Consider the following 14,058-nt stretch of genomic DNA (forward strand, 5'->3'; position numbering starts at 1 on the left):
GAAATCACATTGAGACTCTAAATTTTTTGCCTTGCTTAGTAAACTAAGTTCGGCTGTTAGAACTCAATCTGTACGAGTGCCCACACAGATGATTGCTTTATATTGTTAAAGAACGTTGCGATTAAAGCGCTTTGCTTTATCTCGCTAGGGCTGCGCATATTACGCTTCCCTATTTTTTTGTCAATACTTAAATTTAAACTTTATAAAAATTCAAACTCAAGTTTTACTCGACTCACTGATTAACTCTTGCCCCGCTAAGCGTTGCGCTCTGCCGTCTCAGTGGGGTCGCATTATAGGGCGCGGCTGATTTTACGCAAGCGTTATTATCACTAATCTTGCATTTATTTCGCTTTTGTAAGATACACAAAAGAAACTGACATGTTACCCACAAAAGCCTGTGGATAACGTAGCTTTTTTCATTGTTACACTAAACTATCTGCCTCGCTTATGATAAGTTGCCCGCTGTTTTTTTAACTCGTTCATTAGGCATATAACATGATAGATATAATAAATAGTATTAGTGGGCTGCTGTGGGGTCATATCCTTGTCTACTTATTAATAGCAGCTGGACTGTTCTTTACTATTAAACTCAAGTTTATTCAATTTGTGCAATTCCCACACATGATTAAAGTCATGTTCAATTCTCGCCAGTGCGATAAAGATGGTATTTCGTCATTTCAAGCTTTTTGTACTTCCCTCGCCGCCCGTGTTGGGACAGGTAATATGGCAGGTGTTGCTGTTGCACTTTATTTAGGCGGTGCAGGTGCTATTTTCTGGATGTGGCTAATTGCTTTAATAGGCATGGCAACAAGTTTTGCTGAAAGTACGTTGGCGCAGGCTTACAAGATTCGTGACGAACATGGTAATTTTAGAGGCGGCCCAGCTTATTATATGCAATATGGTTTGGGTAAACGCTGGATGGGTATCGTATTTTCTTTGTGCCTGATACTTGCCTTTGGTTTAGTGTTTAATGCAGTGCAATCAAACTCAATCGCTGCAGCTTTTGAAGTAGCCTTTGGTATTCCTAATTATGTTGTTGGCTTAATGTTAGTTGTTGGCTCTGGCATTATTATATTTGGTGGTCTGAAAACAATATCTCGCTTTGCCGAATTAGTTGTGCCATTTATGGCGTTAGCATATTTACTTGTTGCACTTTATGTATGTGCTATAAATGCACAAGAATTGCCCGCTGTATTTATGCGTATTATCAATAGTGCCTTTGGTATTGAACAAGCTGGTGCTGGTGCAATTGGCTATGGTGTAATGCAAGCAATGATCCAAGGTATCAAACGTGGCTTATTCTCAAATGAGGCTGGTATGGGTAGTGCTGCAAATGCAGCTGCCACCGCGACACCAAATCCCCCACACCCGGCTTCGCAAGGTTATGTACAAATGCTCGGTGTATTTATTGATACCGTTGTTATCTGTAGTGCAACAGCTGCTTTGATCCTTCTCTCAGATCAATTAGTTGCAGACTCTGGTGTAACTGGTATTGCATTAACACAAGCGGCACTTGAACAGCATGTGGGTAGTTGGGGTGCTATTTTTGTTGCCATCGCTATTTTATTCTTTGCTTTTACATCGATTGTCGCTAACTACTCGTACGCAGAAACTAACTTGATGTTCTTAGAGCACAATCATGCTCATGGCATGCTTATATTTCGCCTAATTGTGCTTGGCATGGTTATGTTTGGCTCAGTGAGTGAACTTGGCTTAATTTGGACGTTAGCTGATATATCAATGGGCTTAATGGCGATAGTAAATGTTATTGCACTATTTATGCTCTCTGGTGTTGTCTTTTGGCTAGCTAATGATTACACCGCTCAGCGTAAAGCAGGTAAACTACCAACGTTTGATCCTACTCAAAATAAAAAGCTTGATGAATCAATCCCTAAAGGGATTTGGCACAAGTAAAAAATCACACCAAAGTTTAATTTATTTAAACTTTGGTGTGTACCCAAGTCACCTCAAGATGCAGGGTTCAGCGTTTCACAGGGCTTACTATTGAGGCGTTACTTCGCAATAATGGCGGTTCCTTTAAGGGGTAGTTTAAAAGCAACGCTCATATCTTGATCGTGACTTGGGTATATTTCTCCTATCAAAAACACTCATTATTAGTTTTCAAATATTTAAAGACTGATAGTTACCATATCAGTATTACCCAACTCATCTTGTACAATAATTTGTTGATCACCTTGTGCTGTCTCACTAAAAACATGAGTGGTCGTCTCATTTTCTAACGTTTGATAGTGTTGTTTAGCGTTTATATACCAACTTTTACGTCCGCTTCCACCTACCGTTTTCAATATAATACTGGGTGGTTCGCCATTTACCCCAGATTTTCGATAAATGCTCTTGTTTTCTATACCAACAATTCTGAGTGTTGCGCTTGCAGATGGCAATGCACCTATACATTGTTTATCAAGCTTTGGAATGAGGGCTGCTCTGCGTTGGTTTTTAATAAGCCATGGTTCAAGTACTTTTGGCCAAAGCGCTACTTGTTTTGCGCGCTTACCCTTTATATTGCAATCTATTGATACCCGCTGTTGGTTGATTGGATTGAACCAATAGGTAAAAAGACCATTTTGCCATGCATCAGCATCTTCACGATGCCAAGTTGGCGGCACAACCTCATCGATTACCCACGCCTGATGTTTTTGCTGACAAAACATTTTTGTTTGATCAGAATATAATGTGCCTAATGGCCAACAAATATTTTTTGCCGTTACGTTATCCGGTTTTGATATGTTTACTGTATCGAGGTCCAAATTATCAACCACTTTAAATAATAATGGCCCGGCAGTACTGCCACCATAATGACCAGGCATAGGTGTGCCATCAGGTCGACCGACCCATACGCCAATTGTATAGTGCTTATTCACTCCTATTGCCCATGAATCACGGTAACCATAGCTAGTGCCTGTTTTCCAGGCTATTTTTTTAGTTTCATACATAGAGGCCAAAGTATGAATGCTACCTGGGCGGCTAATCCCTGATAAAATAGCTTGGATCACCCACGCACTTGCAGGCGATAATAAACGCCGTGTTGATTTTGGTTGTGCTAACTCATGCTGTAAATAACGTAGTTGGTGCACCTGTCCTTCATTTGCCAATGCACTGTATTGTTGAACTAAGCCTTCTAGTGACGTTCCTCCCCCGCCCAATATGACTGATAAATTAGGCTCATTGTGAGGAATAGACAGTGCTAATCCCGCATTATCTAATTGGCTAACAAAGCGGTTCACGCCATAACGCTGCAATAGGTCAACCGCGGGGATATTTAAAGAACGTTGCAATGCACTAAGCACCGATACTGGCCCATTAAAACCACCACTGAAATTTGCAGGACGATAGTGTGCATTATTTCTAGGAGTGTCTGCTAATAATGAATGCGAATGGATTAAACCATCGTCTAACGCTAAGCCATACAAAAAAGGTTTAAGTGTGGAGCCTGGCGATCGAATAGCTTGGATCATATCTATGTAACCAAAACGTTTTGTATTAGCAAAATCAGCAGTCCCTATATACGCTTTAACCGCCGAAGTACGGTTATCCACGACCAAAATAGCTGCAGAACTTCGCGTTGGTAATTGTGTAATGTAGTTTGTAATTAAGTCATGTAAGTTTTGCTGTAACTCTCCATTAATTGTGCTTTTAATGATCAATTGTTTTGGGTGTTGATTTAATAATCGTCTTGCAAACAAAGGGGCTAATTGCGGTGATTTAAAGCGACTGCTATAAACATGCTCTAATTTTGCATCGTCAATGACGCTTTGCGGCCACACTTTAAACTCTGCAAGACGGTTGAGCACTTTATCACGTGCATGTTGCGCTGCTTGGTTATGTAAGTCGGGGCGATACCGTGTGGGCGCTTGTGGTAATACTGCCAATAATGCAGCTTCTGCGTGTGTTAACGCTTGCGCTGATTTATTTAAATAACTATAACTGGCGGCTTCCACGCCCTCTATTGTGCCACCAAAAGGGGCGTTATTAAGATACAGTTGTAGTATTTGTGGTTTAGTTAAATGCCATTCAAGCTGTAATGTTCGCAATACCTGCTGTAGCTTTCCCCAAATACTACGTGAGTGAGGGTGCAATATTCTCGCAACTTGCATTGACAGTGTTGAACCTCCTGAAATAATTCGCCCTTGTGTAATATTTTGATAAGTAGCGCGTAATACTGAAAATGGATTAACGCCATGATGATACCAAAACCAGCGATCTTCATAGTTTATTAAAGCTTCAATATATAGCGGTGAAACTTGCTGCAACGATATTGGGTAACGCCATATCCCATTATCGTCAGCAAAAGTACGTAATAGTCTATTGTTTTCATCGACCACAACGCGTGCAAATTGTTTTGCACGCGTTTTACTTATCGGTGTAATTGAATTGGTTGTAACCGCCATACTGTAAGTCCCTTGCGGTAGCTTAAGTGGATATAAATAATCCAACAGCAAAGCACTTATTGACAACAACAAAACACACCAAAAAATGAGCGCAGCAGCAGAGCCTGCGATTATTTTTTTTAGGCTAAAGCGACTAATAAAAATTTACAAACCCTCTTTTTCGTTAGCTTAATTCTCACTACTTTGCTGTACTTGGTTGACTGATAGTAATGTCATTCGTCGCCTTACCGACGCCTCGTAGTTCTGGCCTATACATGTCTTCTACAAATGATGATGGCACTTTATATATGCCCGGCGTTACCGCCCTAACTAAATAAAATAATTGTGCTGTACGGCCTTTATATAATTCAAGTGCCACTACAAACCGATCATCTCTGTATTCTTGGTGTTTAACTGGGTTTTGCTGTTGCCATTGTGTAATGCTTTGCCCGTCTATTACTATTTCATCAAGCTTAATTGCATGGGCTAGGTTTTGATTTTCGAGCTCAAAACCAGCAGGTAGTAATTCAACAACCATGGCATCAGGTGTTCTTTGATCGGCATTCACTGTTAAATTAACTAAAAATAGCTCTCCCACCTTCACTTCATTAACTTTTACTTCTTGCCCTTTAACATTAAGCCAACGACGCCCAATAGCTATTCCATTCGTACTTTGCGCAGGGGCTTTTTTACCATAACCGCTGATATTGATCGTCGCTAATAATGGCTCTTCATTTTTAGACATTACTGTAACCGAGTGCTGTAAATTTTCCGCTGTTAAGGCCTGTTTAAATACCGTTTTTTGCTGCAGAGTATGCTCATTGGCTGTCAGCGTGTCTTTCTTTGAGTTAGCACTCCCTAAAATTAGCTGTGCTGACCACAATGTGTTGTTATTTATTTGCAGCGACAAGCCCGCTAAAAATAATGCATTACGCTCTTGTGTGCTGTAATACGTTCGTTGATTTAGTAAATCGGCTAATTTAAAACTAAGTGCAATTGCTTTTTGTTGATGCTGGGCGTGTTGCTGATGTTTGATCATTAAATGAATCATCATCGCTAAATCTCGTATTTGACTTCCATAATCACTTAAGTAGTGTTCTCTTTTCGTGGGTATATTATTTAAAGCGCGAATGAATAGCGCATCACTGCGTTTTTTGTCACCCATATTAGCCAAAGCAATGGCTAGGTGCACTTGTGGTAATCCGCTTTTCGCGTCATCCGCTTGATTTTTAGCAAGACTACGCAGAGTTCCCAATGGCGCTTGGTTCACACGTGATAGAACATATGCTGCATAGGCTTTGTAAGCAAAATTACTATGCTTGGGATCATCGCTCCAAGGTTCATTGTAAAAGCTGCCGCTACGTGCAATATAGCGCTGAAGTCGTGAAAGCGTTTTACTTAAGAGTGTTTCGGGTACATTTACACCCATTTCTCGCGCATTGAGTAAAAAATCTCCCACATACGCAGTTAACCAATATTCTTCTGTTGACTTATTACTCCATAAGCCATAACCGCCATTACTGAGCTGCAAAGTAGCTAAACGGTCAATACCTTGGTTTATCATGGCTAAGCGCTCTTGCTCACTCACACCTTTAATACCCATTAATATTTGTTTCTCTGGGCTGGCAAAGATAAGTGGATAAGCACGGCTACTGGTTTGCTCTAGGCAACCGTAAGGATATTGCATCAGATGTGTTAGCTGATTTTGTAGGTTTATGTCTGCGCGATTAAAAATAGATACGCTGGCCTGCACGGTGTCTAAAATAAGCTCATCAGTTATGCGCTTATCTAGTTCCAGCTTTTCACCCTGTAATAATACTTTTTGAACTTTGGTATGTGTTGCACTATAGCTGGGGCGTGATCCTAATTGCCATTGCCGTTGTACACTTTCTTCAAGCGCATCACCTTTAACCATCACATTAAAATAGGCGTTGCCAATCGGGCTTTCAGCATCAACTTGATACGTTAATGTGGTTTTTTCTCCATTAAGTAGCCTAATATCTTTATCATCAGTAAATGGCTTTACTGCTCCATTTGCTTCAAAGCTAACGGCTAGTGTTTGTTCTACACCACTGAGGTTAGTAACATCTAGGGCAATCGTTGTGCTATCACCCATCGCTAAAAAACGTGGCATTGCAATTTGCGTAACGACTGGTGCTGCAATGGTTACTTCTTGCTCGGCACTACCAAATTCATTATCTGAAAAAGCTAAAACCATTAATTTTAAGCGTCCATTAAAATCCGGGATCGCTAAGTCTACATTTGCTTCACCTTGTTGATTCAAAGCCACTAAGCCGCTGAATAAAGAGACAATATTTACCTCTGATTGTGGGGCCTTTCCACCTCGCGTTAGGTCTGTATCGCCACCAAAACGTAAATTCGCTTTATCTGATTGACTAACTTCGATTACTTTATCGTACACATCTCGTGCATCAACGTTATAGCGACGTTGCCCAAAGAATGCATCAAACGGATCTGGGGTTGCAAAATCCGTTATACTCAGCACTCCAACATCCACAGCAGCCAAGGTAATAAAAGCGTGTTTAGATTTATTATCTGCCGCCTGCTTAACGTTAATTTTAACGGGTAAATTTTTGTTTGGAAGTGCTTTTTCGGCTACATCGAAGGTAATATCAAGTTGCTGTGACTCTCTGTCTAAGGGTAAATGCACTAAACCAAAGCTGCGTTTTGGCGTCAAACTTTGCTCATTGCTGCCCGCTTGCAACACAACAGAACTAATATAAAGGTTGTGTTGTTGCCATTCTTTCGAAAAAGGTATTTCAACGACTGCGCCTTCACTTGAAATAGACACTCGCTTCATCCAAAGTGGCTCATCACCTTCAACCATAATGATAGCTTCGCCTGCTTCTGGCGGAATTACATTCACTTTTATTGTATCACCTACGCTATACGCAGCTTTATCAAGCGCCATCGTTATTTTATCTGGTTGCGCGGCACCACTGCCGGCTTGTGCCGCTTGCCAATCTTCATACCAATTTGTACCCGCGTAAAATTGCATGCTAGAAAACAGGTTATTTGCGGGATCTTTTACTTCTAAACGATAACGTCCCCACTCAACTGGAAACCGTACTTGAGCTGTTTTACCGGCTTCAATATCTATTGACTGAGTAAGCTCAACAAACTCGTTGTCATCCCATTGGTAATGCCACCCTTCACTTTGCGTATATACCCAAAAATAACGGCGATCTTCTCTTATCAGCTTAATATCTAAATTAGTCGCTATATGCTTTTCACCATCAAGTGAGGCATTAACAATCTCAAAGCTGACTTTAGAGTTAGCTTCTGGGTTACGTTCACCAAAGCTACTACGAATGCCGAGCATCGTATTTTCTGGCCATACTAATCCTGAATAAGCCCGCGATACAGGACGCCCCCCTGATTCATACAAGCTACTAATAAACTGAACTCGCAGTGGGCTTTTTAACGTTGAAAAATCAGCGTTATAAACCAGCTTTCCTTGTCCTTTATTATCAAGTTCAACATCCGTTAAATCATTACGGGTATTAAAAGCAGTCTCTTGAATGTTACCAAATTCAAATTCTGGTAATGCTAATACAGGCCTACGCCACTTGGCTATATTTACTTGTGTTGATAAACGATTACCCGAAGCTGGAGCTCCGTATAAGTACTCGCCTAAAACAGGCAGAGTAAGTGTTTGATGTTTGTTAACAACAAGACGCTTTAATTCACTCTGAGGGTTAAAGGTTAATTTTAAACGTTCAGGTAAAAACTCTTCGACTTTAAAATTAAAAATAAATACCGATTTATCTACACTGGATACTTCAAACTGCCAGCTACCCACTTGAGCATCACGAGGAATTGACCATGCTTTATTGTAATAGTTACTTGCATCCCCCGCCCATTTAAACGTTTTAACATGCGTACCATCAGGACTCTTAATGACTGCTGATAAAATACTTGTTGGCGTTAAACGCCCATCTTTATCTCGAAGTAGTGCATTAAAGTCAATGACTTCGCCAGGTCGATATAAGTCTCTTGGAGCGTAAATAAATAATTCTTGCTCTGTGTTAGGCCGCAGGCCAATATCAAATTGAGATAAATCTAGCGCTGGTTTATTTATTTCAATCACAGAATAATGATCGCCCATCTTAGCGCTGATCAGAGATGCTGCATTGAGGTTAGTCACAAAAGAAGCCTGTCCATCAGGGGATGTTAAACTTTGTTGTAGTATTTCGCCTTCATTATTAAGTAGGCTTACTTCAACATCTTGCATTGGTTTGCCAGATTTAAGCGATGAAGTGTGAACGTCAATTTGGTTATTATAAAAACGCGCATGCATGCCAATATCAGTTACGCTAAACCACATCATTTGATGCTGCTCATATCCGCCCGCTTTCACCATGACTGCAAGGTAAATACCTGCAGGTTCTAACGCTTTAATACCATCAATATTAATACTGCGTTTTACACGGGTATTTTTTGGTGCATTTAATTCGTACCTTGCTGTATAAGCTAATTCACCAAATTGTGTGATTCGCTCTATACCCCAATAATAGCGGTGATTTGATATTTCATTCAAAAATGATTGGCTGTCTTTTTCATTGATTTTGTAAAAATTAATATCAACGGCACGCGTATTTACACTCACAACAGGGAGACCATTTCCTAAGCCTTTCGTAAGAAACGCCCCTGTAGTGTCAAAATTAATGCTTGCGGTAAGTTTATTCGTTGTAACTTGGGTACTGTAAGTTTGACTTAAACGTTCCCCATTAGCTGCAACCAATCCTTGATATACCGTAATATCATAGCTCTTTTGTGGCTCTACATACGGGAACCAAATTGTTTTTCCTGAATTAGACAGCACCCAAGCTCCATCCGCCACACCTTCTTTTTTATTACTAATATTAAAGTATTTTTGGTGGTTGTCTGCTGGGTTTAGTGGCACAGATAAAGTAACCGCAATTGAGTTTTTTCCATCTCGGCTTCGTTCTGATACATCAAGCACAGTTAAAGGTGTATTTGCGTAATCTTGTTTTACTTGCGCTAAATTAAAGGAAGGATCGTTTAGTGGTGAATTTTGTGCTTTTGTAGCACTGCTTGTTACACTGCGCGTTGGTTCTGAATCATCATTATTGCAGCCAACTAAAATAAATAGCAGCATTAATGTGAGCGCGTAGGAAACTGAATGACTTACTTTCATAAATATCCTTATAGACCACGATCACATGAATGATGTGGTAATAAAAACTACTCGTTGGTAATTTAAAATCAATGAGATCTAGGATAACAATTTGAAGTAATAACTAAAAGTATTAAGAGATAAGATTAAGATAAATAAGATTTATATAAACTATTTTTAACTTGTAATATTAAGTTAAAGCAATCTATAAAAGATAGATTGGTGCCCGAGGCCGGACTTGAACCGGCACGACTTGTTAGTCGAGGGATTTTAAATCCCTTGTGTCTACCAATTCCACCACTCGGGCATCGAGTTTGCTAATTAAAGCGTGTGGATTAAATTATATGGAGGCGGAACCCGGAGTCGAACCGAGGTAAACGGATTTGCAATCCGGTGCATGGCCACTCTGCCATTCCGCCTAAATGTTTCCAAATAATTTGGAGCGGTACACGAGGCTCGAACTCGTGACCTCGACCTTGGCAAGGTCGCGCTCTACCAACTGAGCTAGTACCGCAAAACTATTTTTATCTTCTTTAAATTACCTTGGTAAAATAATTTAAAGTGGTGCCCGAGGCCGGACTTGAACCGGCACGACTTGTTAGTCGAGGGATTTTAAATCCCTTGTGTCTACCAATTCCACCACTCGGGCATCGAGTTTGCTACTTAAAGCAAGTGGATAAAATTAATATGGAGCGGCACACGAGGCTCGAACTCGTGACCTCGACCTTGGCAAGGTCGCGCTCTACCAACTGAGCTAGTGCCGCATCATATTAATTCTAAATAAATCACATAAACTAATTTATGTAATACAATTTTTATAAGTTACATTTGGCGATATAACTAAACCACAAAGTGGTGCCCGAGGCCGGACTTGAACCGGCACGACTTGTTAGTCGAGGGATTTTAAATCCCTTGTGTCTACCAATTCCACCACTCGGGCATCGAGTTTGCTATTAAAAGCATGTGGAGTGTTGAAATGGAGGCGGAACCCGGAGTCGAACCGAGGTAAACGGATTTGCAATCCGGTGCATGGCCACTCTGCCATTCCGCCCCAACGCTGGGGTAAACCATTAAAATAAACTGGAGCGGCACACGAGGCTCGAACTCGTGACCTCGACCTTGGCAAGGTCGCGCTCTACCAACTGAGCTAGTGCCGCTTTGTTTATCTAAGGGGCTATGCCCTCTCAACACGGACGCATTCTACAGAGATTATTAAACGCGTCAATACAAAAAATGCTAGTTTTGAACTGTTTGCTTGTTTTTTATCTAAAATGGTGCGTTATTATACGTTTAGACTCAATTTTTAGTCAATTCACTCCACGCAGCAATCAAATATTGCAGCATAGAAGTCACCGTTAAAAGAGTTGCGATATAAAGTAAGCCATAACTTAGATACATCATCCAGCTATCGTACTGCCATGTTAAACCAATAATGGCTAACATTTGTGCTGCGGTCTTAAATTTACCCATATTAGATACGGCCACATTATCGCGCTTGCCTTGTTCAGCCATCCATTCGCGTAAAGCTGAAATAACTATTTCTCTACTTATAATAATCAAAGCAGGAATTGTCATATACATTGATTGATAATAGCTAGATAAGGCAACCAATGCGGTGCACACCATTACTTTGTCAGCAACAGGATCTAAGAATGCGCCAAAGGGTGTTGATTGTTCAAGCTTGCGTGCTAAATAACCATCCAAAATATCTGTGATAGATGCGAGCCAAAAAATAAAGGCCGCAGCAAAGAAAGCCCATGAATAGGGCAAATAAAATACCACCAAAAAAATGGGGATAAGGAAAAGTCTAAAGGTTGTGAGTGTGTTTGGAATATTCCACATAACTACTTGGGGATGTCTTTTTTTCTATATTCGCACGAAGGGCTAGCCCTTGTCATGCAAATGGTTAAATATCTTCTCAGCCATGTCAGAGCTGATCCCGGGTACTTGCTTTAATTGATCTATATTAGCAGCTTTTACTCCCTGCATGCCCCCTAAAAATTTTAATAATGTTTGGCGTCGAACTGAGCCGACTCCACCTATTTCTTCTAATAATGATTGAGTGCGTTGTTTTTGGCGCTTATTACGGTGTCCTGCTATTGCAAAACGATGCGATTCATCACGTATATGTTGGATTAAATGCAGTGCGGGTGCATCAGAATCCATCGGAATCGTTTTTCGGCCACCATCAATTAACAAGGTTTCTAGCCCCGGTTTTCGGCTAGTGCCTTTTGCAACACCGACTAGTAGCGGCATTTTTGTATGGGGCCAAGTTGAAAAGTACTGCTCTGCACGCGATAACTGACCTTTACCACCATCAATAAAAATAACATCTGGAATTTTTTCTTCATCTACCAGTTTGTTGTAACGTTTGTTAAGTGCAAACTCCATTGCTGCGTAGTCATCACCACCGGTGATACCCGTCACATTAAAACGCCGATACTCTTTATTGTTTGGCCCTTGCGAATCAAACACAACACAACTGGCGACAGTATTCTCACCCATGGTGTGGCTTATATCAAAGCACTCCATACGATTAATGTCATCTAAGCGCAAAGTAGCTTTGAGCTGTGCATAACGTTTATTAATTGAGTCTTGCGTACTTTGCTTAACGGTGATGCTATTGAGGGCATTTTTATTAGCTAATTGTAGGTATTGTGCTCGCTCTCCCCGAGTTACAACTTTTAAATTAACTTTACGCTCACTTACTTGACTTAATGCATCGCTAAGTACGTCTATTTCGTCAATCGCAAATGGCAGTATAACTTCTTTCGCAATACGCCCTGTTGCACCTGGCGCTAAATAATACTGCCCTAAAAATGAGGTTAAAATCTCTTGTTGCTGGGAGTCTTTTGGAACCTTTGGGAAATAGGTTTTACTACCAAGAACTTTATGATCACGGATCATAAGCAAATGAATACCATTGAGTCCATTTAAATGCGCAAAACCAACCACATCCATTTCAGCGTAATTTCCTGAAATGGATTGTTGTTCCTGCATTTTTCGTAGCAACATTATTTGATCACGTACTTTTGCAGCGAGTTCAAATTGTAATGCTTGGCTTGCGGTTTCCATTTTAGTAATTAAATCAGAAATAACTTCATGGGACTTGCCAGTCAAAAACTTGCGTACATAACTAACTTGCTGGCTGTATTCATCATCTGATACTTTATCTACACATGGCGCAGAACAACGCTTTAGCTGATGTTGCAAACATGGTCGGCTGCGAACACGGTAATAAGCATCTTCACATTGTCGAACAGGAAATATTTTTTGCATTAAGCGCAGACTTTCAGATACAGCGCCGGCACTTGGGAATGGCCCAAAATATTCGCCCTTAACTTTGCGGCTTCCACGATGAAATGCAAGCCTTGGATGCTTGTGTGCTGTCAACAATATATAAGGGTAAGATTTATCGTCACGTAATAAAATGTTATAGCGAGGCTGGTATTTTTTTATTAAATTGTTTTCAAGCAATAACGCTTCGGTTTCAGTATTTGTCAACGTAATATCAATATTACAAATATTACTGACTAAGGCACGCGTTTTACTGTCTGTTACAGTGCTACGAAAATAGCTACTCACGCGTTTTTTTAAATTTTTAGCCTTGCCGACATAAATAACATTGTCGTCACTATCAAGCATCCTGTAAACACCAGGTTCACTTGATAGCGTTTTTAAGAAGTGGGCGTGATCAAATTCGGCCATAAAGCAGATTAGTGAGAGCTGTCTATATCAATCATTTTATGTCGAATAGCTAAGTGAGTTAACTCAACATCGCCACTAACATTAAGTTTTTCAAACATCCTGTAACGATAGCTGTTCACCGTTTTAGAACTTAAGTTAAGACGTTCAGCAATATCTTGTACTTTTTCCCCTTTTGTGATCATTAACATGATCTGCAGCTCTCGTTCAGATAAACACTGGAATGGACTTTCATCAGTACGGCCTGTTACTTGCGCTAACGCAATTTGTTGGGCTATTTCTGGTGCTATATACCGTTGTCCAGCATTAACTGCACGGATGGCATTAACCATTTCATCTGAGCCTGCGCCCTTGGTTAAAAAGCCATGTGCGCCAATTTGCATTACTTTACTTGGGAAAGGGTCTTCACAATTCACTGTAAGTACAATGATTTTTACATCAGGGCAGTAGCGACAGATTTTTTTGGTGGCTTCTAAACCGCCGATGCCTGGCATATTCATGTCCATGAGCACTATATCAGGTGAGTGCTGACGGCAAAACTGCACAGCTTCTTCACCTGTTTTAGCTTCACCAACTACTTTGAACCCACGAACGTCATCAAGAATACGCCTGATACCCGTACGTATAAGCTCATGGTCATCAACTAAAAGTACGTTAATCAATGGAACACCCTCATATAACTAAACAGCATGTCATTGTGACAATTTAATTCGCCACATTAACACAGAAAAGATGAAACGATAACTCAAATATCGTTCCATTCAGCCCACGCTACGTAAAAATACTCACTTGAGTACTCTATGT

At 40.5% G+C, this 14,058-nt stretch carries 6 protein-coding genes and 8 tRNA genes; 1 reads left to right on the plus strand and 13 read right to left on the minus strand.

Translation table 11 applies throughout. The features are described 5' to 3' along the window. Nucleotides 1-495 precede the first annotated feature (495 nt). Nucleotides 496-1,914, plus strand: a complete 1,419-nt coding sequence (locus tag HJP15_RS07165; protein WP_054205700.1) for an alanine/glycine:cation symporter family protein — start codon at nt 496-498, stop codon at nt 1,912-1,914. Between the two features lie 215 nt (nt 1,915-2,129). On the opposite strand, the gene pbpC is transcribed toward HJP15_RS07165, so the two are convergent. The 13 genes from pbpC to uvrY all read right to left on the minus strand — a co-directional run bounded on the left by pbpC (nt 2,130) and on the right by uvrY (nt 13,916). Beyond that, nucleotides 2,130-4,409: a penicillin-binding protein 1C gene (pbpC, locus tag HJP15_RS07170; protein ID WP_170173355.1), complete on the minus strand. Its 2,280-nt coding sequence runs from the start codon at nt 4,407-4,409 to the stop codon at nt 2,130-2,132. A 178-nt stretch (nt 4,410-4,587) separates the two neighbouring features. After that, a complete protein-coding gene (locus tag HJP15_RS07175; protein ID WP_170173356.1) occupies nt 4,588-9,570 on the minus strand; it encodes an alpha-2-macroglobulin family protein in 4,983 nt (1,660 codons plus the stop codon). 199 nt (nt 9,571-9,769) lie between these two features. Next, nucleotides 9,770-9,856, minus strand: a tRNA-Leu gene (locus HJP15_RS07180). A gap of 38 nt (nt 9,857-9,894) precedes the next feature. After that, nucleotides 9,895-9,968, minus strand: a tRNA-Cys gene (locus HJP15_RS07185). A 19-nt stretch (nt 9,969-9,987) separates the two neighbouring features. Further along, a tRNA-Gly gene (locus HJP15_RS07190) sits at nt 9,988-10,063 on the minus strand. Nucleotides 10,064-10,111: 48 nt separating this feature from the next. Further along, nucleotides 10,112-10,198 (minus strand) — tRNA-Leu (locus HJP15_RS07195). A gap of 39 nt (nt 10,199-10,237) precedes the next feature. Further along, a tRNA-Gly gene (locus HJP15_RS07200) sits at nt 10,238-10,313 on the minus strand. Between the two features lie 89 nt (nt 10,314-10,402). Next, nucleotides 10,403-10,489 (minus strand) — tRNA-Leu (locus HJP15_RS07205). 37 nt (nt 10,490-10,526) lie between these two features. Then, nucleotides 10,527-10,600, minus strand: a tRNA-Cys gene (locus tag HJP15_RS07210). 30 nt (nt 10,601-10,630) lie between these two features. After that, nucleotides 10,631-10,706: transfer RNA gene (locus HJP15_RS07215), tRNA-Gly, on the minus strand. 139 nt (nt 10,707-10,845) lie between these two features. Next, nucleotides 10,846-11,391: a CDP-diacylglycerol--glycerol-3-phosphate 3-phosphatidyltransferase gene (pgsA, locus tag HJP15_RS07220; RefSeq protein WP_054205697.1), complete on the minus strand. Its 546-nt coding sequence runs from the start codon at nt 11,389-11,391 to the stop codon at nt 10,846-10,848. Between the two features lie 42 nt (nt 11,392-11,433). Beyond that, a complete protein-coding gene (uvrC, locus tag HJP15_RS07225) occupies nt 11,434-13,257 on the minus strand; it encodes an excinuclease ABC subunit UvrC (protein ID WP_054455551.1) in 1,824 nt (607 codons plus the stop codon). Nucleotides 13,258-13,265: 8 nt separating this feature from the next. Continuing rightward, on the minus strand, nt 13,266-13,916 hold the full coding sequence (gene uvrY / locus HJP15_RS07230) for a UvrY/SirA/GacA family response regulator transcription factor (RefSeq protein WP_169327077.1): 651 nt from the start codon (nt 13,914-13,916) through the stop codon (nt 13,266-13,268). Nucleotides 13,917-14,058 lie beyond the last annotated feature (142 nt).

The sequence above is a fragment of the Pseudoalteromonas sp. NEC-BIFX-2020_002 genome (assembly GCF_013002825.1).
Classification (GTDB): Bacteria; Pseudomonadota; Gammaproteobacteria; order Enterobacterales; family Alteromonadaceae; genus Pseudoalteromonas; species Pseudoalteromonas neustonica.